Annotated in this window: 19 protein-coding genes and 2 pseudogenes; 11 read left to right on the top strand and 10 right to left on the bottom strand. The window is 35.4% G+C overall.

Translation table 11 applies throughout. From position 1 onward, the window contains the following. Positions 1-127: 127 nt before the first annotated feature. Positions 128-418: a hypothetical protein gene (locus tag F6K18_RS02230; RefSeq protein ID WP_287518185.1), complete on the top strand. Its 291-nt coding sequence runs from the start codon at positions 128-130 to the stop codon at positions 416-418. A gap of 13 nt (positions 419-431) precedes the next feature. On the opposite strand, the gene F6K18_RS02225 is transcribed toward F6K18_RS02230, so the two are convergent. The 3 genes from F6K18_RS02225 to queG all read right to left on the bottom strand — a co-directional run bounded on the left by F6K18_RS02225 (position 432) and on the right by queG (position 4,745). Next, positions 432-2,264: an EAL domain-containing protein gene (locus tag F6K18_RS02225; RefSeq protein WP_287518183.1), complete on the bottom strand. Its 1,833-nt coding sequence runs from the start codon at positions 2,262-2,264 to the stop codon at positions 432-434. 817 nt (positions 2,265-3,081) lie between these two features. Further along, positions 3,082-3,711 carry an HAD-IA family hydrolase gene (locus F6K18_RS02220; protein WP_287518180.1) on the bottom strand — a complete coding sequence of 210 codons (630 nt, stop codon included), beginning with the start codon at positions 3,709-3,711 and terminating at the stop codon, positions 3,082-3,084. 110 nt (positions 3,712-3,821) lie between these two features. Beyond that, the gene (queG, locus tag F6K18_RS02215; RefSeq protein WP_287518178.1) at positions 3,822-4,745 is read right to left on the bottom strand and encodes a tRNA epoxyqueuosine(34) reductase QueG; all 924 of its coding nucleotides are present in this window, start codon (positions 4,743-4,745) and stop codon (positions 3,822-3,824) included. A gap of 447 nt (positions 4,746-5,192) precedes the next feature. On the opposite strand from queG, the gene F6K18_RS02210 reads away from it, so the two are divergent. Next, positions 5,193-5,675, top strand: a complete 483-nt coding sequence (locus F6K18_RS02210; protein ID WP_287518177.1) for an orange carotenoid protein N-terminal domain-containing protein — start codon at positions 5,193-5,195, stop codon at positions 5,673-5,675. A gap of 1,226 nt (positions 5,676-6,901) precedes the next feature. Here F6K18_RS02210 and F6K18_RS02205 read toward each other — a convergent pair. The 4 genes from F6K18_RS02205 to rsmH form a co-directional block, all read right to left on the bottom strand. Then, on the bottom strand, positions 6,902-7,336 hold the full coding sequence (locus F6K18_RS02205; protein WP_124146998.1) for a hypothetical protein: 435 nt from the start codon (positions 7,334-7,336) through the stop codon (positions 6,902-6,904). A 418-nt stretch (positions 7,337-7,754) separates the two neighbouring features. Further along, a complete protein-coding gene (locus F6K18_RS02200; RefSeq protein ID WP_124146999.1) occupies positions 7,755-8,180 on the bottom strand; it encodes an anti-sigma regulatory factor in 426 nt (141 codons plus the stop codon). Between the two features lie 4 nt (positions 8,181-8,184). Beyond that, positions 8,185-9,840 (bottom strand): SpoIIE family protein phosphatase, encoded by a 1,656-nt coding sequence (locus F6K18_RS02195; protein WP_287518212.1) that lies wholly within the window; start codon positions 9,838-9,840, stop codon positions 8,185-8,187. Positions 9,841-10,146: 306 nt separating this feature from the next. Further along, the gene (rsmH, locus tag F6K18_RS02190; RefSeq protein WP_287518174.1) at positions 10,147-10,998 is read right to left on the bottom strand and encodes a 16S rRNA (cytosine(1402)-N(4))-methyltransferase RsmH; all 852 of its coding nucleotides are present in this window, start codon (positions 10,996-10,998) and stop codon (positions 10,147-10,149) included. A gap of 536 nt (positions 10,999-11,534) precedes the next feature. On the opposite strand from rsmH, the gene F6K18_RS02185 reads away from it, so the two are divergent. After that, entirely contained in the window at positions 11,535-12,719 is a 1,185-nt protein-coding gene (locus F6K18_RS02185) for an NAD(P)H-quinone oxidoreductase subunit H (protein WP_287518172.1), read from the top strand. Positions 12,720-13,617: 898 nt separating this feature from the next. Here F6K18_RS02185 and F6K18_RS02180 read toward each other — a convergent pair. Beyond that, the gene (locus F6K18_RS02180; RefSeq protein WP_287518171.1) at positions 13,618-15,366 is read right to left on the bottom strand and encodes a hypothetical protein; all 1,749 of its coding nucleotides are present in this window, start codon (positions 15,364-15,366) and stop codon (positions 13,618-13,620) included. 884 nt (positions 15,367-16,250) lie between these two features. Next, entirely contained in the window at positions 16,251-16,415 is a 165-nt protein-coding gene (locus F6K18_RS02175) for a hypothetical protein (protein WP_287518170.1), read from the bottom strand. 441 nt (positions 16,416-16,856) lie between these two features. Between F6K18_RS02175 and F6K18_RS02170 the strand changes: the two genes are divergently transcribed. The 8 genes and pseudogenes from F6K18_RS02170 (at position 16,857) to F6K18_RS02135 (ending at position 24,207) form a co-directional block, all read left to right on the top strand. After that, entirely contained in the window at positions 16,857-17,504 is a 648-nt protein-coding gene (locus F6K18_RS02170) for a hypothetical protein (protein ID WP_287518169.1), read from the top strand. Positions 17,505-17,653: 149 nt separating this feature from the next. Continuing rightward, entirely contained in the window at positions 17,654-18,556 is a 903-nt protein-coding gene (locus tag F6K18_RS02165) for a hypothetical protein (protein ID WP_287518167.1), read from the top strand. Positions 18,557-18,565: 9 nt separating this feature from the next. Beyond that, complete coding sequence (locus tag F6K18_RS02160) at positions 18,566-20,293, top strand: ABC transporter ATP-binding protein/permease (protein WP_287518165.1); 1,728 nt, start codon at positions 18,566-18,568, stop codon at positions 20,291-20,293. Between the two features lie 103 nt (positions 20,294-20,396). Then, positions 20,397-20,558, top strand: a complete 162-nt coding sequence (locus F6K18_RS02155) for a hypothetical protein (RefSeq protein ID WP_287518163.1) — start codon at positions 20,397-20,399, stop codon at positions 20,556-20,558. A gap of 354 nt (positions 20,559-20,912) precedes the next feature. Continuing rightward, positions 20,913-21,647, top strand: a complete 735-nt coding sequence (locus tag F6K18_RS02150) for an alpha/beta hydrolase (protein ID WP_287518160.1) — start codon at positions 20,913-20,915, stop codon at positions 21,645-21,647. A 101-nt stretch (positions 21,648-21,748) separates the two neighbouring features. Continuing rightward, a complete protein-coding gene (locus F6K18_RS02145; RefSeq protein ID WP_287518159.1) occupies positions 21,749-22,600 on the top strand; it encodes an alpha/beta hydrolase in 852 nt (283 codons plus the stop codon). A gap of 86 nt (positions 22,601-22,686) precedes the next feature. Next, a pseudogene (locus F6K18_RS02140) lies at positions 22,687-22,812 on the top strand (IS630 family transposase); the annotation flags it as partial. A gap of 353 nt (positions 22,813-23,165) precedes the next feature. Then, positions 23,166-24,207 (top strand): annotated as a pseudogene (locus tag F6K18_RS02135) (IS701 family transposase). Positions 24,208-24,372: 165 nt separating this feature from the next. Here F6K18_RS02135 and F6K18_RS02130 read toward each other — a convergent pair. After that, complete coding sequence (locus F6K18_RS02130; protein ID WP_287518158.1) at positions 24,373-24,546, bottom strand: hypothetical protein; 174 nt, start codon at positions 24,544-24,546, stop codon at positions 24,373-24,375. Positions 24,547-24,957: the final 411 nt, after the last annotated feature.

Raw genomic sequence — 24,957 nt, 5'->3', positions numbered from 1 at the left:
TGCGCGACGATCGCTTCATGTTCACAGCGGCTGGACTCTGGAATTTCTACCTGATGGCAGCATAATTTAATGATTGAAAGGTAGAATTTTCCATTTAACTTTAAGGTTTTATTTCGCGACAAGTCTAATGAACAAGATGCAAATTATTGTTACTCCAAATCACTTTCTTTATCAAGATGTACAACTATATCATCTTAAACTTCGAGGTATTAGTAATCAAGCTACTGGATATTTATATTGCAAAAATAATGAAACTATTAGTAGAGCTACCTCTATGGATAAAATTCAGTTAGAAGGACTTTGTAAGATTAAACAAGTTATTGCTCTACGGCAGCGAGCAGTTATAGATATTGCACCTATTCTAGAAGCACATAACTGGGAGATAATCACTATTTCAGAAGATCAAACTAATAACTAATAGATACATTATTTCATTTTCCTTTTCCCTGTATCCAATCATTAATCATTTGAGAACAACTAGCTAAAGACTCTGCTAAGGATGCAAATTCGACCAAAGGTAAAGGACGATTAAATACATAACCTTGAAGTTCATCGCACTGATTTTTAACTAAAAAAGCCAATTCTTCTTCAGTCTCAACTCCTTCAGCAATAACTCGTATATTTAATTTGTGAGCCATAGAAATAATTGCTGATACGATAATTTGGTTACCAGGATTACTATTAATTTTACTAATAAAATTTTGATTGATTTTTATAGCATCAATGGGGAATTTTTGCAGATAAGTTAAGGAAGAATAACCCGTACCAAAATCATCTATAGAAATTTGAATACCTAAACTTTTTAAACCATATAAACTCCGTATAGCCTTTGTTTCATTTGTAATCAAAATACTTTCATTAAAATCTAACTCGACGTAATTAGGAGCTAGACCGCTATTTAAAAGAACTTTAACTAATTTTTGACGTAAATCTAATTTATTTAACTGGCGATCAGATATGTTGACTCCTACTCGTATTTTTCCTAACCCAATATCCTGCAAAGCTTTAACATTTTCACAAGCAGTCTTCAACACAAATTCACCTATTGGTTCAATTAATCCCGTTTCTTCTGCTAGGGGTAAAAATTGTCTTGGTAATATTATAGATCCATCAGATTTTTGCCAGCGCAGTAGAGCTTCTGCACCTACAATTTGGCCTGTTTTTAAATTAACTATTGGTTGATAGTAAATCTTAAATTGTTTACTTGATAGTGCCGAATGTAAATCATTCTCTAACTGCAAAGTATGGCTGTTTTGATCTTTACCTACTTCATGATCAAAAAAATATTGATTATTGCCCTTTCTTCTGGCATACTCCATGGCTTTTCTAGCTTTTAAAAGTAATTGCCCCAGTTGTCTTCCATCAATAGGATAAAGAGCAATTCCAGCATTAGCACTAATCAAAAACTTTTGCTGTTTTAACACATAAGGTTCGACAAATTGCTGTATAATATTTTGAATTATACCTGTAATTTCTATCTTCTGATGAAGTGATTCTAGGATCATCACTAATTCATCTGTATTTAAGCGAGTTATCACGCTATTTTTACCAATAAATTTATTGATTCTTTTAGCTATATTTGTAACCAATAAATCACTCCAATCATATCCTAACTCATCAATGCGCTTAAAGCGATTTATGCCTAAACAAATCACAGGAATAGTTAGTATAAAATCTTTTTCTTTTACATAATCTTGTGTTTTTAAATTTGCAATATTACTAATAATTTGATCGAATTGATATGATAATAAAAGCCGATTACTTAAAATACTTGGATTTTCTTGATTAGTTAACTTATTAAGTTTATCTTTTACCGTTTCAATTTGCTGAACGTACCGCGACTCTATATCTTGTTCGCCTTGATATTTCTGAAGGGCAATCTCAATTGTAGTTTTTAATGATTGAGGTTTAAACGGCTTCACTAGATATCCATAAGGTTCGGTTAACTTTGCCCGCCCTAATGTATTATCATCTGCATAAGCAGTCATATAAACAACAGGTATTTTTAATTGAGAGCGAATATACCCAGCAGCTTCAATACCATCTATATCTCCTTGAAGCATGATATCCATTAGTACTAAATTAGGATGTTTTTTTGTTGCAGTTTGAATAGCTTCTTCGCCAGAGTCTACAATTCCAACTACTTCATATCCTAATTTATTAAGATTTCTAGCAATATTTTCTGCGACAATAAGTTCATCTTCTATAATTAAAATTTTTGTAGGATATGTGGGAGCTTTAACAGAATATTCAGTGATATCCATTGCATTTTACCTGCAGAAGTTGGATAATTTGATTGTATATACAATTATACTAATTCTCAAACTTTATGTGACAAAAATGACATTTAAAAATTATCCTTAATAGCAGATAATTAGATTCTAAACACTATCTATATATATCATTTTTTTTATTGATTTATTCTTGACTTTTCCTTCTTTTTTATCTTTAATATGGCATTATTTTATCATTTTCTTTGTGGGTTTAATACCCCACCGTCTACACGGTGTTCAAAATTACTTGGGGGAGCGAATCCCCATGTAATTTTCCTCCTGTCTCCTGTCTCCTGTCTCCTGTCTCCTTCTTCAAATAATTGATATTATAGTACTAATCTAATAGTAATTTTATCAGAAAAAGTCAAGTTATATCATGTCCGTTTAAGAGTTGCCTGAAAAAAACCATCCTCTACCTTCAACAACAAATCTTTCTATTCTCCCTGCTCACTTATTTATAAGTATTCAACCGAAAATGATACAATTCATAAATACTATTTCTTTGAAACTTAGAATTTGAGAGGTTTTCTGTTCCCTACCTCCACCATAAATTATTATATATAATACCAATTCCCAAAAACAAAAATAATAGTATACTTCCTCAAGACTTTAGTTATTAAGCAATAAGTAAAGTTCAGCAATGCTTTTAACGATTCTAGACAAAGAGCGAAGATATCTTATTCGGTCGAATTCTACTCCCTACTCTCAAGAAGATGTAGCAAGAATAGGTGAGATTGGGTATAATACTAGTAGATCTTGAAGTGAATAAAGCTTAGGCTTGTCACTATTCATCATTTTTTTACTTTCTTCAAAAGTTATTAATTACTTCCATTAATTCTTGCGGTCGATCAACTAAAGCATCTGGCTGATAATCGGATAATACTTCTCTAGAATTAAATCCCCAAGTCACCGCTATTACTTTAACTTTAGCTTTTTTGGAAGCACTAATATCTCTAACCTCATCTCCGATATAAACGATCTCTTCTGGTTGAATATTCTCCACTTTTAGATATTTTTTAATAACCTTATCTTTGCCAAAAAGTGTTGAGGCTGAAATTATAAAATCAAAGATTAATAAATCATATTTTTGCAAGACAAACTCTACATTTTTCTGACTATTAGAAGTAATTATTCCCAGTTGATAACCCTGCTGTTTCAGTTCTAATAAAATTTCTTGAATACCAGAAAACAAGCTGACATTGTTAATTTCTTTTTGAAATTCTGCTCTAATTCTTCTCAATAAAAAAGGAACTTTAAAAATAGATATTCCTGACTGATTAATCACTTGTAGAGGGCTTAATTTTTCGATTTCTGGAATTTCTTCCTTCTTAGCTTGTTTATATCCAAATTCAACTGATAAATGATTTGTAATTGCAAAAATCAGATCAAAAGTATCTGCTAATGTACCATCAAAATCAAAAATAACTATTTTTATCATTATTATATAACAATTGCTAATTGCTTTCTGATTCTATCATTAACTATTACTCGAAAATGTCAATCAATCAACCTAATCTATGGCAGTGGATAACTTTGACTTTGACTTCATTAAAGATTAGCACAAGCATTTCGTCGTAGCATTTCTGGCTTAATACGTCGTAGTGCGGAAGCTGGAAACTGCTTATCCCAATCTTGTTGAGATATCTCTGCCAGTTCTGTTAACTTAGGAGTTACATTACCAGGATAAGGTTGAAAATCATCAATATTTGTCTTTTGAGCAAATCGTTCATTCCAAGGACAAACATCCTGACAAATATCACAACCCGCGACCCACCCTTTTAAATTTGATTTAATATATTCAGGTAGTTCAGGATTTCTATTTTCTATTGTGTGATAAGCAATACAAAGATTTGCATCAACAACAAAAGGTTCTATGATCGCATTAGTCGGACAAGCTTCCAGACAACGAGTGCAACTACCACAATGTTGAGCATGAGGGCGATCGCTTGTCAACTCTAGGTTAGTTAACACTTCCCCCAAAAATACCCATGAACCGTATTCTCTAGTAATTAGATTACCATTTTTTGCTATCCAACCCAAACCTGCTTGTTGTGCCAATGGCTTTTCTGGCACTGGACCTGTATCTGCATAATACCTGGTTAAAATTTCCTTTTCTTGCTCCTGCAACCAGTTACTCAGAGCTTTTAACTTTTGGTGCATGACTTTATGATAATCCCTACCCCACCCATAACGAGAAATTTTACCTATTTCAGAATTTTCAGAATGTTGATGTAGCGTGTAATAGTTGAGCGCAACACAAATAATAGATTCAACCTCTGGCATCACTAGCTTCAAATTTTGACGTTTGGGGTTAGCCATCCATCTTAAGTCTGCTTGATAACCTTTGTTCAACCATGCCTGCAATCTTTCTGTGTCTGAACCTAACTCATTTACTGAAGCTATACCAACCTTGTGAAATCCTACTTCTAAGGCTTTCTGTTTGATTTGACTAATGCTAAGTGCAGATTTCATCGATACTAGCTAGATTTGTAAAATTTGTATTAATTTATAATATTTTAAACAACTTACATCATGTCCATTTAATTAGTTATAATAAAGTTCTTAGGTGGTAGGTGTAAATTCAAGTGAGAACACTGGAAACGGAGCATAAATTTGGGATATTCCTTCCAGAGCGCTTCAATAGAACATTTTTATGATACTTAATCATCCGAACATGGTATTAATTGGTAACACAGATTGGCAAAACTGTATAATAATTTACGATACAACCACCATTAATTTTGAATTATACTTTGTTTTGAAACTTTTCAACTTGTCAATTTTATTTGCACCTATTAACAAAAAGTTACATAATGCCAAGCAAGGAGGCAGAGATTTGCAAGGCCATTTGATTTGAGATTAGCTAACATAAATATAAATCTCTAAGTTGCAGACATGACATATACTGCTGAATCTACAATGAAAATTTTTATCTGTAGTAACCCTAAAACTGTTGTTGAAACTACAGCTCAGTTCAATACTCTTAGTATTGATGAGCAACTGGCATTACTATGGTACATCTACACCAAAATTAGAATTAGACGCTCTGTTACACCTACAACCCCCGGTGCAGCACGCCTACAGTTGGCTGAAGGTTTGCTAAATGAGATTAAATATATGTTTCACGAAGAACAATTAGGAGTCATCCGTGACTTAGCTGCTAGCAAAAATAACCCTATTTCTCGTGCTTATGGTATACTAAGCACTAATACTAAGCTAGCTTTCTGGTATCAACTAACAGAGTCCATTGAAGAAGGCGATATAGTTCCAATACCTACTTTTCATCAGCTCTCGGTTTCTGGATCTCAAGTATTGACCTCTATAGAAGTATTAGATTTTGGTCAACAAATTACTGTATTACGCAACGTTGTAGCGAATATGGGTGTCGATCCTTTAGCTTAATTTTTGAGTAACATTCCCGAAACCGAATCTAATACCATATCTCAAAAAGTTTGCTATATATATTTGTAATGGGGAAATAGGGAGATGGAGAGATAGGGAGATGGTAATCAAATATAGCACTACTATTCAGAAAAGGTATAATATCATGTCTCTTTAAATACCCACAAATAACATTGATTAGGGGGCACCGGAGCAGTAGGGACGTTGCATGCAACATTCCTACGGAGTAGGGGGCAATTTGATAGATTCTCAAGATAATTTGAGAAGATCATTTTTACCCTTGTCTAATTAATGACACTTGATATAACGAAATACTTGCCGTAAAACCCTCTGATATTGGACAGTACAGAGCTAAACAATTACTGGTATTGAACAGCAAGTAGTTACTCGCTACTTTGAAACTTTTAATAACGATAATTTTGAAAGTACAGCAGTCGTCATTACTGTATTTGACTTATGAAATAGCTGCAAACTTGGGAATATAAATAATCAAACTTTTTCCTTCTTCCTTCTGCGTTTGCAGCAAGTCTATTTACTGCTAATATCATGTTCCCCCTCCGGGGGAGCTACGCTAACGGATAATCAGTTATAAAAAAACTTCTGGCCTTGAAGCTTTCTTTCCCTACTGCCTTCCTTCCTCCAAAGTGTAAGTATTCAACCGAACATGATATAATGGCTCACTGAATGATCTTCAAGATCCTATTATTAGTAGGAATGCGATCGCTTCCTATCTTCAGGAAGAAGATTAAAGTTATAGCAGTTGGAGTAAAGGTTAGGAGAAATCAAAAGCTTAAAACCCAGGCAACACAAGGTTTTTCCTTCTTCCTTCTTCCTTCTTTCTTCTGCTATATACAAACTTATCCTTAAGCAGGAGTGAGCCAAGAGCTTGATGAAAGCGACGTAGAAGTTTAAGTCAGGGAAACAAAACTTCTTGATTTTAGGTAAATGTAGCTGGGAAATTTATTTTGAACCGTCAGTAGGAGCGAATAATTGCTCTTAGTTTAAAGCTGTTAGCTTATCCACAACAGTTGTTAAAAAGCATTCAGCTTAAATTTATGCTGAAACCGAGGGAAATGCAATTTAAGAGGGGTTGAAATCCCTTTTAAATTATCCAGCATCTAACCTATAAGTCAGGGATTTTAACCCAAGCTGATAGCTGAAAGCTATTAGTCCAGAGCTAGTTAAATTTGTGTCCTCACACTAGATTTCATGTTAGATGATTAATTTCAAGCTGTAGTGGATACTTGCAATGAACGAGCTAACATTTGTTGTCCTAGTTCTATATGACTAGAAGCACACTTCCAGTCTGGATGACTTGTCATTAATAAACTTTCTAAAGTTTCTTTGTCAAATAGATGCCATACTAGCGATTTATTAAAATAGCATTCGACTGCATAGCAGTTTTGACTAATACAGTAAATATAACAAGTTTCGGAAGCTCTCTCAATTTTTATATGTGCCCCTGGTTCCAGGTCGCGAAATTGAAATATATTTTGTTTAAATTCATCTGTAGAAGACACTGTAAAGCCGGGAATTACAGCCGTTAGTGCTTTTTCTCCATTGATATGAATCCAATAATTACGAGTAGGATCGATTCTTTCTAGCCAAGGAGATTCGTCATCTAGGCGATAACGAGGGGCTAAAGGAAAAAACATATTCATATAACAAACCTAATATATATATTTTAATGGTATCTAAATAAACCTTATTTTTATCTTGCGGTAGAGTATAGTTAGATGCAACCAAACTTAACAAAACTTATCAGGTTTATCATAAATATATATATAATAGTTATCGCAATATTTTTTCAGTTGTGTAATACCAATTACATCAAAGTATTGCCACACTCAGGGAACAGGAAACAGAGAATAGGGAACAGAGTTAAGGATAAACGTATGAAAAAAGAGAAAAAAAACTTAAAACTTTACAATAATCAAAGTAAATAAATATTGATAACAGATTTGATTTTATAGAAGTACTTTGACTTATCTCCAAAAATTAATCTTGATCAAAGAAAAAGCCTGACAACTTCCGTCTATTTCGTTGCATTATTTAGCTTGTAATAATGAAGCAAGTGCTTTATTGTACTTTTTCTAGTATGTTAGCCTGTAATTTTAGGCAGTTTCTACCATCTATCTGCAATGTATAATCTACACGATCCATCAATCTATTCATAATCAACCATCCATAACCACTTTCTTGTTTAGCTTCTGGTGTTGGTGGGTTATACCCTCCTACACTATAACCTTTACCATAGTCCCAGATTTCCAAAGCAATACCACCGTCTTTGGCTTCTAAACGTATTAATACTGGTAAATTAGGTTGGTCTTTATGAGCATGACGAATCACATTGGAGTAAGCTTCTGCCAGTACCAAGCGTAAACGGTTGGATTGACGAGGCCAATCAATATGTTCTCCTAGCTCTACTTCTAAACTGCTCAATAACCAGTGCTCGACAATAGTTAAAAAGCGTAAGTCGCTTGGCACCTGAAGCTCAGTTTTCATGAATTCACAGAACCTCCAGAGATAGTATAGTTTGGTCATCTTCTTGAACTTGATTATTAGCTCGGATATAAGCTAATAAGCCATTTAGGTCTATTTGGTTTTTGTGCTGTTTTAAAAGCTCCCATAAACCTTCTTGTTGCAGCATTACACGAGTTTGTTCCCTACTATCAGTAGCCTCTTGAACTACTGTAGCTTCAGTGATACCATCACTGGTCAGTAGGAAAACATCTCCTGAATTTAAGTCTATAGTACCTGCTTTTCCTTTCCATATTGGCAATATTCCCAGGGGAATACCACGTTCCTTGAGGAAATTTGGTTTCACTTCATCATTTTCTGCAGTTAGCAATGCAGTTTGAGACCAGACTAAGGGATATATATGGCCAGCATTAGCATAAGCTAATAATCCTGTTTCTGGTGTATAACGAGCCAAAACCATTGTAATGAAGCAATTGTTACTAATAAGGTGGTCACACAAACCAATATTAAGGTTTTGCATGATTTCGTAAGGGTCTGGGGGATGTTCTTGAGAAAGTTCTCGTCGCATTACAGACATAACACTTGCCATCAATAAAGCAGCGGGTACTCCCTTACCAGAAACATCTCCCAGTGCCAACCAGATGTCACCTTGAGAATGGGTATAAACTTCAAAGAAATCACCTCCTACTTCTCTGGCAGGATAGCAGCAAGCTTGTATCCTTAATTTATCAAAGTATGGCCAACTTTGAGGTAATAAGTTGCTCTGTATCTGACGAGCTACCTCTAGCTCATTACGCATTTGTTCTGCAAGTTCTCTGGTGTGTTGATAGAGTTTGGCCTGAGATAATGCTAGTGCTCCTTGCTCCAGGACACTTTCTATCAATTCTATATCTTCTGAAGACCAAAATTTACTGCTATCTTGTTGATAAAGAGCTAAAACTGCTAGTAAGTCTTGTTGATAAATCAGGGGGATTATTAATTTACAAATGTTTTGATCTGAACTTTCTTCTAATTGGATTTGACGATTTATTACTACTTCCAAAAATTGTTCTGGAGTAAAAGAGAAGTTGTTTTGAGTAATTTCAGGGTTTTGGTAAGAAAAAGATTCAGGCATTAAGCGATCGCCTTCTACTGGCCATAACTTACCTTCTGTTGCGTCAAAAGTCTGTCCCACTGTTTGAATGATTGTCGATAACATACTAGAGTAATCCAATGATTCTCTAATAGCACTCATTACTTCATTTAACATAGACTCTCGTCGCAAAGCACGAGTTAGAGTATTGGTGCGTTGCGTGACAATTTTGTAGGTTTCTGAAGCTTGTTGTACTACAGCTTTGAGTTCTTCAGGATTCCAAGGTTTTGTAATATATTTGAATACTTTTCCTGAGTTAATTGCTTCTACTAAGTCTTCTACATCTGTATAGCCTGTCAGTAGAATCCTAACTGTATTTGGATATTTTTCTAATGTTCTGCCTAAAAACTCTGTACCATTCATTTCTGGCATTCTCTGGTCAGAGATAATCAGTGCCATTTCTCCTTCATCTTCCAAAACTTTCATGGCACTGAAGGCACTATCTGCTTTATATACCTTAAATTCTCGCCGAAATGTCCTGTACAACAAATCTAGGTTGTCTGGTTCGTCATCGACTACCATCAATTTTAATTTCCCCTCTCCCCGACTCATGCTATGCCTTACTCCCAGACAATTTTTCAAATTTTATACTCTCCGGTTGGCCTTAATAGCTTCAATCTAATTTATTAATGTATATTTTTTAGAATAAATAGCCTTGAGTTAAATTTTATGAATTTGGGTTTCATTTTTTATCTGGCCATAAACTTCCAAGAAAAACTCATTTTGAGTATATTTTATACTTAAGTTCTAGATATAGATTCTTCCAATAAATGTCTCATCTACTAAATAATATTCAACAATAAATTTAATTATAATTCAGTTTTTTTTGTTAATTATTTATGGATTTTATACTTAAGATTAACCAATTTTTTCTGCCAATCTAAGTTTAGCAGAACGTGCCCGTGGATTTAATGTTATTTCACGATCTTGGGCTTGGATGGGCTTTTTTGTCAATACTTGCAAAACAGATGAACTTCTTAAACTATGTTTAACTAAACGATCTTCTAAACTATGAAAACTAATAATTCCAATTCTACCTCCTGGTTTGAGCCAATTAGGGGCATTCTCTAGAAAAGTTTCTAGGGCAGTAAGTTCTTGATTTACTTGTATTCTTAAAGCTTGAAAAACACGAGTGGCGGGGTGTATCCTACCATAACGGTATTTGCGAGGTACACAGTGGGCGATCGCTTCTGCCAACTCGGTTGTTGTTTCAAAAGGACGATGTTCTACTATTCTTCTGGCAATACGTCGTGACAAACGCTCTTCCCCGTAGGTATAAAAAATATTTGCTAATTTGGTTTCTTCCCAAGAATTAACTATTTCGGCTGCGGTCAGAGATTGCTGTCGGTTCATCCGCATATCTAACTTAGCTTCATGCCGGAAACTGAACCCTCGTTCTGGGGTATCCAATTGCACCGAACTTACACCCAAATCCGCTATTATACCATCAAATTCAAGATTTTTTGGCTCATAATCAGCAAAATTTCCGTGCCAAAATTGAATATTGGAGTTTTCAAAGGCCAGTAAAGTTTGACAATAGGCGATCGCTTGCTCATCTTGGTCAATAGCTACTACTTTAACATTTGGGGCTGTAGCTAAAATTGACTGAGTATGGCCACCAAATCCTACTGTTGCATCTAAGTAAAGACCTCTTGGAGATATTGCCAAACCTTGGGTTAACTCGGCACTCAGAACAGGTATATGGTTCATCAAGTTAGAAGTCTATTGGAAAAATTTACATTAGACTTGTTGGGAAATAATAACTGATACTGCTCAAAAGCTTAGAATATAATGCTTTAAGTGATTGAAGCATATCCATTTTAACTCATAAAGGTTTTAGTCGCTTTTTAGCTTAATTTCCAACAAGTATGTTCCGTTAGTTAAAACACTATATATAGTGTGGCACTATAGTTTTGAATTAATATATGTAGTCTCTTAACAGAAATTATATCTGCTTAGACTAACTAGCTATCCCTTTAACGAAGTCAGAAGTCAGAAGTTAGATAGGCGAGAGCGTCGGATTGGTGACCTATAGAAGTTATTTTTGTAAGAGGGATGTAAGCCGCGCTCCAAAAATATTTCGCCTTAAAAGGCGGGGTTGCGTGACCCAATTATTTTGATAATTTAAGAGTAGTAACAGAATATAAATACAAGCAATAATAATAACATTTAGCCTAAACCCATTTACAGTCTAACAATATAATTGGGCTGAAATAAAAACAGGTCACTATTGGAGAATAGTCAACATGAGCAAAATTGAAACCAGAACCGAACCCATGGTCATTAACATGGGACCCCATCATCCCTCAATGCACGGCGTATTGCGGTTAATTGTCACCTTAGATGGGGAAGATGTAGTTGACTGTGAACCTGTGATTGGCTACTTACACAGGGGCATGGAAAAGATTGCCGAAAACCGCACTAATACAATGTTTGTCCCTTATGTTAGTCGTTGGGATTATGCTGCGGGAATGTTTAATGAGGCCGTAACGGTGAATGCTCCGGAACAATTGGCCGATATTGAAGTCCCCAAACGGGCTAGCTATATCCGGGTAATTATGCTGGAACTAAACCGGATTGCTAATCACCTCTTGTGGCTTGGCCCATTCTTGGCTGATGTTGGTGCCCAAACTCCTTTCTTCTATATTTTCCGGGAACGGGAAATGATTTATGACTTATGGGAAGCTGCTACAGGTTATCGGATGGTGAATAATAACTACTTCCGTATTGGTGGGGTCGCTGCTGACTTACCTTATGGTTGGGTAGATAAGTGTGAAGACTTTTGCGATTACTTTATGCCAAAGGTTGATGAGTATGAACGCTTAATTACAAATAATCCTATTTTCCGTCGCAGGATTACGGGATTAGGTGTAATTAGTAGGGAAGAGGCGATTAACTGGGGGCTTTCTGGTCCAATGTTGCGTGCTTCAGGTGTTAAATGGGACTTACGGAAGGTTGACCACTATGAATGTTACGACGATTTCGACTGGGATATTCATTGGGAAACTGATGGAGATTGTTTGGCCCGATATTTTGTGCGTATTCGGGAAATGCGGGAGTCGGTCAAGATTATTCGTCAAGCAATAAAGGGACTTCCTGGGGGACCTTATGAAAATCTGGAAGCAAAACGGATGGCTGGAGGGCCGAAGTCTGAGTGGAATGGTTTTGATTATCAATTTTTAGGTAAGAAAATACCTCCTACTTTTAAGATTCCTGAAGGTGAGCATTATGTTCGGATTGAAAGTGGTAAGGGAGAGATTGGGATTTATATTATTGGTGATAATAGTCCTTTCCCTTGGCGTTTTAAAATTCGGGCTGCTGATTTTGTGAATTTGCAGGTTTTTCCTCATATTTTGCAAGGTGCAAAAGTGGCAGATATTGTTGCTATTTTGGGTAGTATTGACATTATTATGGGGTCTGTAGATCGATAGTTAATTTATTTAAAATAAGGGAGTAGAGAATTTTTTCTTTATTCCCTTTTTTTTAGGTTTTAGGTTTTAGGTTTTAGTGGTACTTATATGAAATATAAAAAAGAATGCTACGAATAATTTCCCTGGTTAAAAGACTTTACTTAGGAATGTCGATTTGACTAAAAACAGAGTTTTACTCTACTATAACGGCCGTTTGCTGGCGCACAACTATTGTTAACGTCCGTACAGGAGTCAGCAGAGTAGGTAGAAAGGAGTTTTTCGGTGATTAAATAGGAAGAAATGCGTATAATTTGCACTATAGCGCTGTGCGCAGGCAACAGGCAACAGGCAACAGGCAACAGGCAACAGGGGGAATAAAAAACCGATAATATAAGGCTTTTAGCTATTGGACACCTCTTGTAATTTGTAAATATCCCAGCGCACATTGCTATATTTTTTTTGCTGAAAATTTACCCAAAAAATTTGAATTTCATACCTCAAATCAGCAACGCCAAGGATTTATACCTTTTTGAGGCAAAACTCTCTGCTTGTATATATTTGAAGCTATTTTATGATTCTATTTTGTGCAAGTCTTATTAGTGGATCTTTGAAGTTGGGAGTGGTTTCGGCATCATCCCTAATGCCGACTTTACAGGGAGGGAAGAGTCTGAGTACGTTGTCGAATGAGACATAATTTTTTTTGTCAAGTTATAGCGCTGCCCACAGGCAACAGGCAACAGCGGTGCGACCCCGCGACGACGCCAGTCGCAAGGGAATGCGCACCAAGAGAGGCAAAAGGCAATAGGGGGAATAAATTGCTGATCATATAAGACTGTTAGCTATTGGACACCTCCTGCAATTTGTAAATATGCCAGCGCACATTGCTATAGAAAGAATTTCATTTTGATCGTACTAAATTTTACCGACAATTGTATAGTTCATAACTATAATTAACTTTGGGTAAAATATCGGGATTCTCCCAACAGTTGAATTTTTCTAAATCATTTTCATTTACTTCTAAATTCACTGCCCATAAATCTAGAGGTATGGTTTTTTCTTTCAAGATTTGAGCAATTGTTGAATCTGGTAATAATGGTGATTTTTCTGTTTTTTTTACCAGAATAAATTCTAAGGTTGGTGTTGGTAAATTAGTCTTTTTTTCAAGATGTTGAAAATATAAACCAATAGCCATTAAAGCACGAATTTCTGAGTGAGTTTTATAACTCATGGCAATCAAGATTGGGGCTTGAGATTTTGTTTGAATGACTTGGGCTAATAAATCGGCTCGTCGTGATTTTTGATAGGCATAATTTGTAACTACGCTTAATGCTCCACATAATCCCATTATTAATATTATGACAACTACTTTTTTTCCTGTTGCTCTGAAAAAAGTCGGAATAATTTTAAACAGTTTGCTTCTTTGTTTTTTCTCTGCAATATTATTTTGCCAACAACTCGCCAGAATTGACCCCAGTAACAATAAAACTACAGGAAAATAAACAAAGCTATAACGAGCGACCAAAGATATGTCTTTTCCTAAACCATAGATTACAAATAAAAATAGGAAGATGGCAAAGCCTAAAAACCATCCTAATATCTGAAGAGAAAGACCTGCTAATGGAGAGGCAATTGCTACTTTCCACCCTTGCCATAAACTAGGAAAAACCCAGACTAATACTAACAACATTGTCACGCCAGAAACAATGCTAATAAAAGTATTTGTTCCCTCCACTGGCAACATAAATATCATTGTTATTCCCCATACAAATAAACGCAGGATAGGTTGCCAGATTTCATCTAGGTCATAACTGGTATCGATCCAACTCGTCAAGTCATTGCCCGAAATACCTGTCACTGCTGGCAACCAGACTAAACAACCGAGCAAACTTCCCAACCCAACCGCATATATGCGCCACCAATAACGTTGAGAAAATTGTTTGATATCCCTTAGCAAAAACCCACCCATAACTAAGCCTTCCGCAGCTAGGGTTAATGCAAAAAAGTAGTGGGTGGCGATGCCTAAACTATTAATTATTACCCACACACATCCTAACCATAAAGGTAATATTTTTTGCTGCTGAATACAGCGTATTGCTTCGATGAGACAAGCTAGAGAAATGATTATCCAGAGGATAGTTAGGGTGTAATGACGCGCTTCTTGGGCAATGTAGATGCCGAAAGGAGACACCGCCATCAGTGCAGCAGCTATTTGCCCCACTATCTGAGAGCGAAAGGCAAAGCAACCAAGGGCAAATATTGCCGGAATAGCTAATACACCAAACAAAGCACTGAGCGATCGCCCTACTGCTAATGATACTATTTCTCCGTCTGAGGTAAATATTTTTAGCCAAAAATGAGTCAGCAGAAAATATAGAGGGGGATGAGTGCTTTCGGTCATTAGGTTGTGAATGACGTCGCTGTAGGCAGTTGTTGTGTCTAAGCGTAAAGGTGAGAGGAGTTGTTGCCAAGTGATGACTTTATCTAGGGGAATGTCAAGAAAGTTATGACCGAGACTGTAACCTAAAGTGGATATTTCTATAGAGTCAGCGGGTTTGTCTGCCGAAAAATTGTAGCGGAGAATAGTACCTATTAAAATTGAGATGCTTAGTAGGAAATAGTTGAAGTTATTTGTTTTTAGACTTTTTCTGGTGTTAATTACGATTGCCAATTTAGTAGTGACCTCTTAATCTATTTGATACAGAAGATTCCACCAGGCGTGAGGTACACCCATAGCGGGCAAGATGCTATAGCGGGCAAAATACCCGCACTGAGAACATTTAATTGTTAATATCTGTACTTTAGGTGTTGGTAATTAGTAAGATGATTTTCTAGCAGGGGTGATACTCATTACTTGCTCTGGTTAAAAATTTAGAGTGAGTCAGAAGGGGATTCGTCTGAAAGTTTCATCTCTTGATTTACCAACGCCGTACTTTATATACTTGGAATCTGCTGTATCTTTTTCATTTAACTTTTTGAATGTGAAAATTTTAATTATCGCCATATCATATAATTATTTTTGATTTTATATTATATCATGTCTGGATAATTAGTTATAAAAAAACTTTCTCCTTCTCGTCTTCTTTCTTCTCTTTCTTCTTCTTTCTTCCCTCCTGACTCCTATACTTTGACAATCCGACACCTACCCTACCTAACTCATTGATCGTTTATTTATAACTGTTCAATGGGACATGATATTACTCATCAGGGTGTTTATAGACAATAACAATAGTTTAATTATAGAATGTATTCTGTGTTATCTTAGTTTTTGTTGTCGCAACCAAGTATCTGCCCAAATCGCATCATATCATGTCCGTTGGTATCGTTTGTGTAAAAGTTAGCGTGGATATTTACAGGAAATTTAAGTTTTTTTCTTGCTCAATTGCCTTCCTGTTTTTTGCCTGTTGCCTGTTGCCTGTTGCCTGTTGCCTACCTTTTCTATAGAATACCGATGCTACCGGACATGATATCATCTTCTAATAGACATCTGGTAAAAATCCAAAATAAAATCAATTCTTATCCATAAATTATCAATTATTCCCCTCCCAGGAGGGGTTAGGGGTGTGTTCCCTGTTGCCTTCCGGAGCTGTTGCCTGTTGCCTCTTTTCTGGAGATGTCTAATAATTCTGGTACTTGAATTGCTTGCTGACCTTTGTTTAAGGTATCGCAATTATAAAGAGTATCGCCAGCAAATAAGTTGAATCTTTGGTTTTCTGGCAATTTATAATTAGCTGTAGCAATCTCAATTGCTAAGTAAAATGAGTTTATTAGAACAACAAGAAGGTAAAGAAAATGCGGAATGTTAAAAGATTTCCCTTTGTTGAGCGTTGCTGAAATGTAATGGTAAGTAGCTGAAGGTAAAATTGAAAAACTTATGTTTTGCGTTGATACTTAATTTAAAAATCATTACCATTCAGAAACGCCTCATGTCCGTTGAATAGCGCGATCAAACTCCGTTCCTCTTTTCTACACAATGCTACGCAAACGCGATCAAAAACTTTCTTCTCCTCTCCCTTCTTCTTTCCTCCTGACTCGGTTCTCCTGACTCAGTCCTCCTCCAAAGTTATTTATAACTATTCAACCGGACATGATATAAATATTGTATTTCTGCTCAAGAAAGGTTTAAACTTAAATCAATGCCTTACCTTATAAATAGACAGAATGAAAAACATCAAACTTTTTTCCATGCTTCCCAAAGTTTTTGAGCAATTAGGTAAACTATTTAACAAAAGTTATATCAAACTAGGGGCGGTATTAGCCCTGATTACTCTGATTGGTCTTTTGAGCGTCAATCATCATGGGATATCGGTTGACGAGGACAACCATCTTTTAATCCTTAAATGGAATTGGGAATTTATTCAGCAAGGGAAAAAAATGCCGTTCGATTCTCGCTTTCATGGAATTGTTTTTAATGGGGCGGCTGAAATCGTTTTTCAAATCAAGCATTTGATTGAAACTCATGTATTTGGTCGTCTTCCCTTGGAACCATACCTATCAGCACTTGATTCAGAAATTCTGGTTCTCGATCGCTTTTTAACTAAGCACGCTTTTACCTTTTGTGTTTCTCTAATTACCTACCTATCTGTCGCTGGAGGTATTACACTCCTTTATGGAAAAAAATGGGCTTGGTTAGCTCCTCTAATGCTCGCCCTTTTTCCTCGATTTTGGGGACATAGTTTTTTTAATCCCAAAGATGCACCTTTTGCTGCTTTATTTACCCTTTGTATTTATCTGGGTGCTTATATTGTTGAACAAATTAAAGACAAATACAATTTTTTTCGGGAATTAAGCACACGATACTTAGGGTAATCGGCTATGGGATCTTAGTGGGTTTGCTAAGTGGAATTAGGATTGGCGGTTTTGTGATTTTGGGATTTGTCGGTTTGGTATCTCTCGTCTTAATTCCGCGAAAGAATATAAGCAGATTTCTGAAATTTTACCTATTCAACTATACTTTAATGACAGTCAGTTGGGCGATCGCTCTTTTCTGTGTTACCCCCTCTTCTTGGTCAAACCCTTTTCGTTGGTTCTGGGATGCCATCAGCTATTTTTCCCAACATGAATGGCCTGGATCGGTTTTATTTAAAGGAGAATGGATTAAAGGCTCGGAACTACCCTGGGATTATCTTCCTACCAGGTTTTTGATTACGACTCCTTCACTGTTTCTATTTTACTTTTTGTTAGGTTTAATCGGTCTAACTAGAAAATATCATCAATTTAGCGATCGCCAAAAAGCCTATATTCTTCTGGTGATTTTGCAAATCTTTCTGTTGCCGATGATTGCCATTATCAAAAGTTCTACTATTTATGATGGGTTAAGACACTTTTTGTTTGTAATTCCGGGAATGGCGATCGTCACAACGATTGGCTTCATTTGGAGCTACCAACAGATTTCTCAACCCAGGTTTAAGCGTTGGTTAGTAGGGGTCACTTTACTAGGAGTTCTGATTATTCTGTTTGATATGGTAACAATACATCCTTATGAGTATATTTATTTTAATCGAGTTTTTGGAGGATTACAAGCTGCCCATCGGCAATATGAAACTGATTATTGGGCATTAAGCATGAGAAAGGGCATGGAATGGATTAATCAGAATGGCAAAAAGGGAGCGATCATAGCTGTTCCAAGATTGTGGAGTTTATACTCCGCAAAACCATTTGCGACATCTGATTTTACTGTCATCGATCAAAACGAGTTAAAAAAAATGAAATTAGAACAACCTGATTATTATTTATATTTTTATCGTTTCAAGTATGAAGAAAATTTTCCCAGTTGCTATCCTGTTTATTCTGTCACTCGTAAAGGTGTTCCTTTAACAACAGTCAAAGACTGTACAGCTAACACAGATGAATCATATTAAATACACAGAATGAAAAATATAAAACTTAATTTCAGCATTTTCCAGAGGTTTTGGGCAATTGGTAAACTATATTGGTGGGAATCTCCAGAGAAATGGCGAGCAATTGGTTTATTTATATTGCTGCTTTGTCTTCTCAGTTTAGATTCAACTATAGGACTTAATCAACTCAAACAACAAGGAGAATTAATCTCTGCTTTAGTTGATGGGGACTCTGAGAGATTCTGGAAATCTGCATTTTTCTATATTGGTGCTTCTATTGTGTTAGCTATTACTGTTGCTACTTGGCAGTATTTAGAAGATAAAATTCGTTTGTATTCCCGAGAGTGGTTAACTAAATTTTATTTAGATAAGTATTTCCAAAATGATTGCTTCTATAAAATCAATACCCTCTATCGAGAAATTGATAACCCCGATCAGCGAATTGCAGAAGATATTGCATCATTTTGTCATCGTTCTGTAACTCTATTTAGGCAGTTTGCCTTAGCAATTTTTAACTTGTTTGCATTTGGAATTCTACTTTGGGAAAAATCAAAATTATTGGTTCTGATTTTAGTCATATATTCTGTAGGAGGTATGCTAATTACAACTATAGGTTTTGGTAAAATTTTGATTCCAATTAAAAAAGAACAACTGAAACGAGAGGCAAATTTTCGATTTGGTTTAGTGAGAATTCGAGAGAATGCTGAATCAATTGCTTTTTATAATGGAGGCGATAGAGAATTTAGCTACATTAAGCAGGTATTTGCTCCGGTTTTAAGTATTTATAATAAAGTAATTACTTGGGAGAGAAACTTAGATATTTTTCAAAACATATATAATTATATTACCTGGATGTTACCAGCTTTAATTATTGGTCCGAGAATTTTGGCAGGGGAACCAGGGTTGGAAGTGGGAGCAATACAAGAAGCTAATGGAGCTTTTAGAAGAGTCTTTAAGTCCTTGAATATCATAGTTAGGATGTTTGAATTTCTCACCAGTTTTATCGCAGGAATTGAACGTTTAGAGAGTTTTGTCAAAGTTCTAGAAGAATCAGAAGCATCACCAGTTGAGGGTAGTCAAACAATTGATACTGTTGAAGATTCCCGTTTAAGTTTACAGCATCTTACTTTGCAAACTCCTAACTATCAAAGAACTTTAGTTAAAAATGTATCTATAGAATTACAACCGGGAGAAGGACTTTTAATTGTGGGGGTGAGTGGTAGTGGGAAGAGTTCTATTTTGCGAGCGATCGCTGGTTTGTGGAATTCTGGAACTGGGACAATTTACCGACCGAAATTAGAAGAGATTCTTTTTTTACCACAACATCCTTATATGATTTTAGGTTCTCTACGAGATCAACTGCTATATCCACGCACTGACTTAAATATCTCTGATGAAATAATTTATCGAGTGCTGAACCAAGTTAATTTGCCAAAATTAGCAGAAATATTCGGTGGTTTAGATACCGTTGAAGATTGGGAGAATATGTTGTCAATGGGAGAACAACAGCGGGTTGCTTTTGCTCGTTTGTTGTTGACTCAACCCCGTTATGCAATTTTAGACGAAGCAACGAGCGCTCTGGATGTGCAAAATGAACAAAGTCTTTACCAACATTTGCAAAGTTTATCAACCACTTATGTTAGTGTCGGACACCGACCAACTTTGTTACAATATCACCACCAAGTTTTGGAAGTTATGGGTGATGAAACTTGGCGAGTGACTTCTGCACAAGATTATAAGTTTATGCCAATTCATTAAAATAGGGAGGGAGTAGGGAGTAGGGAGTAGGGAGTGTGGGGAGATGGGAAGTATGGGAAAAAATTAAAAAATGTGGTAGTGGTACATTGTAATGGTATAGGCAGTGGGAGCATCTTGCTCCCATTCTAAGTTTTCCTTATCTCCACCTACCATTACGCGAGTAGGACTACCAAAAATGGCGTTGGTAAAGCGCGTGTATGATATTAATCTTAATTACTTAGGAGTCAGGAGTCAGGAGGTAAGAAATAAGAAGAAAGAGGAATAGAAGGAGAAAGTTTTTCGGGAAGCGTAAAGGTCGCGGAGTTTTATAGCGCTCTTATCCGGAGATAATATCATACCTCAAATTACCAACGCCCCAAAAATATATATCTTCACCATTACTATGCAGGACTACCAGATTTTTTTATACCGAATTAAGCGAATTTGATATAATTGATAATTTATGGATAAGAATTGATTTTATTTTGGATTTTTGGAGGTGTATATTAATATTTACAGCATTTTCCTAAAAATAGGGAGTAGGGAATAGGGTGTCGAAAAACAATTCGACCTCAGTAACTTGAGAAACGCTATATAATTAGAACTTACGCAATAAGAGCTGATTTAAGGGAAAAAAGATATGAAAAAAACAATTAAAAAAGCCTTTTTAGATACAGAATACGGACAGATTTTTTACCAAATAGGAGGGGAAGGAGAACCTCTAGTTTTACTACACATGACTCCTCGAAGTAGTGATGAATTTAAAGAATTAATGGCAATTTTAGCTCCAAAATATTGTGTTATTGCTATGGATTTAATGGGGTTGGGAAATTCGGATAAACCTCCAAGAGAATATTCTGTTTCAGACTATGCTAAAACTGTTATTTTATTGTTAGATGAATTAGGAATTAAAAAATGTAGTATTTTGGGAAGTTTAACAGGGGGTTATATTGCTGGAGAAGTTGCCGTATCTTATAGCGATCGCCTGAATAAATTAATCCTTTGTAATGTTCATGGTTTTGATGCCGAAGAAGCTGAAAAACTACTTCAAAGATATGCTCAAGGGTTTAAGCTCAAAGAAGATGGTTCACACCTCATGGAAAGATGGTTAGCAAGAGTTGATTATGTGGGACATGGGGAATTAAATCACCGTTGTGTTATAGATGATTTAAAAGCTTTTGGCGGGACTATTTATACTGGTGTTGCAGTGGGGAAATATTGTGTTTATGCCCAAGAAAGGTTTAAACTTATTCAATGTCCTACCTTAGTTTGTAATGGCACTAAAGCCTTAGAACCTATCGAAAAATATGGTTTAGTAAAGGCTGAAAATCAAGGTTGGTTATCACAAGTAATTCCCCATAGTAAAATGGTTTAAATTGAAGGAGGAAGCCTGTGGATGATTAATCAAAGAGCTGAAGAAATATCGACAGTTGTAAGTAAATTTTTAGATGAAAACTAGATGAGGATAAATTTAAGATGATGAAAATAAAGAGAGCTTTTTTAGATACAGAAGATGGTCAAATACACTATCGAATTGGAGGCGAAGGTGAACCACTAGTTTTGCTGCATCAACAACCAAGAAGTAGCGATGAATATAAAGAATTAATGAGTATTTTAGCTCAAAAAAGACAAGTAATTGCTATGGACTTTTTGGGTTTTGGTGATTCTGATAAACCACCAAGAATGTACTCAATTGAAGACTATGCAAAAAATGTTATCGAACTCCTAGATAAATTAAATATTGAAAAAGCGAGTATTTTAGGTAATCATACAGGGTCTTTTGTTGCTGGAGAAGTTGCATTGACTTATTCCGAACGCCTGAATAAATTGATACTATGTAATTTTCCTAATTTTGGCGAACAAGGAAAGAAAAAGCTCTTAGAAATATATTCTAAAGGTTATAAAATTCAGGAAGATGGTTCTCACTTAATAGCAAGGTGGTTAGCTCGTTATAACTACGTAGGAACTCCTGAATTAAATCACCGTTGGGTGTTGGACGATCTAAAATGTTTTGGTTATCCAATGTATGCAGTTTATGCTGTAGCAAATTACTGTTTAAACTTCAAAGCAAGGTTGAGTTTGATTCAATGTCCTACCTTACTTTTATGGGGACTTGAAGATGTCAAACAATTTGAAAATTTAGGTTTAGCAAAGGCAGAAGATAGATTGATAGCTACTCAATTAATTCCTAATACTGAGGTAGTTGAATTAGAACAAGGTAACATTTGTATGATGAATCAAATGTTTGAAGAAGTAGCTGAAGTAGTTATTAACTTCTTAGATAAACAGGACTTACGCAAGGACACTATATATAGTGTTAAGTCTTAATTATCTCTCTATATTTGGGTTCTAAACTCCGTTTCCCTTTGCGATCGCATCAACCCCAAAATTATCATTTACTGAAAAATTTTGANCTGCCCAAATATTCTCCTGATTTAAATGATTAAGAACATGATTTCAGTGCATTAAAAAGAGCCATAATGTATGCTCCTACCCATAAATCTTTAGATGAAATAATCCGTGATTATTGTGTAGCTTAATATCTCACTCTTAAGTTAAATAACTATAACTTTAATTATGACCAGGTTTATTAGGCTCTGACAAAAATAACCAAGTAATTCTTTTAGGGTTGCAGATTATGGAATAATATTGCCAAAAATTAGTTTAAACTTTGACATGACTTACGCAAGGACAATATACATTGTTAATCTTTAAGACTCTCTCTAGATTTGCGATCTAAACTCCGTTTCCCTTGGCGATATAGCTGCCGCTAGGCTCCACCAACACCTGAGCCACAAAATTATCATTAACTGAAAAATTAGATTGAGTATATTCTAGGTTCTCTGGTATGATTATAATTTTGAATAACATATATTTTTATGAAGAGTTTTTCATAGACTTTAATTATATAAAATATTGTCAGTATCTCATAAGTAGTCAGAAACATTACACTCTGACAAACCTGGCTGACAATCTAGAAAAAGTTAGCCACGATAGCGTAGCTTTGCCTCAGCAATCAAATTAATCGTTACTTGAAAAATATTGATTTAGGAACAGAAATGTTGTGGGAAAATATCAGAGAAGAAATTGTAACTACTGAAGATGGTTATTTAATTTTTGATGACACGGTTCTGAATAAAAAGTATTCCCATGCATCTTGAGCTTGTTCGGCATCAGTATAGTGGTAACGAACATAGGGTAGTGCGTGGAATAGGAATAGTTAATTGTTGATATTTTAATCCTCAAATATAACGTTTCTGCATAGTAGATTATCAGATTTATAAAGAGTGAAAGTGATGAAAAGAGTAAAATATATCATGTAGAAGATATAATAATTGATGTAGTAAAAAAGAATAAAATACCAGTAAAAACAGTATTAATGGAGAGCTGGTATCCAACAAAAAAACTCATGGCCTTAATAGATAACTTAGGTAAAGTTTACTATTGCCCGTTAAAAAGCAACCGTTTAGTAGACGATACAGGGGGTGTAAAAAAATATCAAAAACTGGAAGAATTAACATCGAATCAGGAGGAATTAGTATCAGGAAAAATTATTAAGATTAAAGGTTTTTCGAGAGATCAAAAAGTCAGATTATTCTGGGCTACTGTTTCTACAAAGACCAACAGAATATATTGTTACTAATTACCTCAGTCATCAGAGTACAGATGACGTTGAGTTTGAAATTCGCGCCTAGATGGAAAATAGAGGAGTTTCATAGAGAAATTAAACAACTAACAGGGCTTGAGTTTTGGATTGGGTCGTCGGGCAAAAATCCAAAAGAATCATATTGCTTGTGCCATGTTAGTCTGGAATCATTTGAAAAAAATGGCAAAGATTTTGGGGATAACTATTGATCATCTGAAACATCAATTATTATCCAAATATAAGCGTATCTGAACTTAAATATCCTACAATAAAAATGACAGTTATTTAGGTTTTTATGAATAGGGATAAAACTAAAAATGTTAGGCGATCGCTATAATTTTTCTCAGGGTTAGCGGAGCTATGCGGAGCGCAATCGCTCTATCTGACATGCGCTATATCGCTATATATAGTGTCTTTGCGTAAGTCCTGAAAGTGTGAGCCAACGTGTAATCGTTTATTCATGGCGACCTAGTAGATTGGCTAGTTCTGGGCGACTCAATACTTGATTGGTTTTTAGCCAGTAAATCATTTGTATTCGTACTCTTTCTCTAGGTGTTATTGACTTACTTAAACGCTTTTCTAGTTCAGAAACTGTTTCATTGATTTTGACTTTTAAGGGACGGGCCATAAATACTTTGGCGATCGCTCTATGATTTTCTTCACTATTATATATTATTAACTTGTATTCAGCGCAGCTTCATAGAGAATTGGTATCATTGCTATAACTTCACAAAAACTTTAAGAAATTTCTGTATAACTTTACAGAAACTTTAAGAAAATTTAAATAACATAAGCAATAATTAAATTAAGCAACCAGGAAACCATTTAATATTTATGTCAAATTTTCTACTAGAAAATTTGAAAATTGACTGGCAAATTTAACCGTAGGATACATTAAATATGACAAACATTCGTATAGAAGCAGAAGACATGACTCTAAGTGGCTACAAATCTGAATCCAGAAGTGTAGCTTCAGGTGATGCAGTAGTCTCTATCTCGAACTCAGGCTACACAGAAGGTAGTGCCACAACTCAGTTTA

It is taken from the genome of Okeania sp. SIO2C2 (assembly GCF_010692625.1).
Lineage (GTDB): Bacteria > Cyanobacteriota > Cyanobacteriia > Cyanobacteriales > Microcoleaceae > Okeania > Okeania hirsuta.
This window is presented reverse-complemented; position numbering and strand designations above follow the sequence as displayed.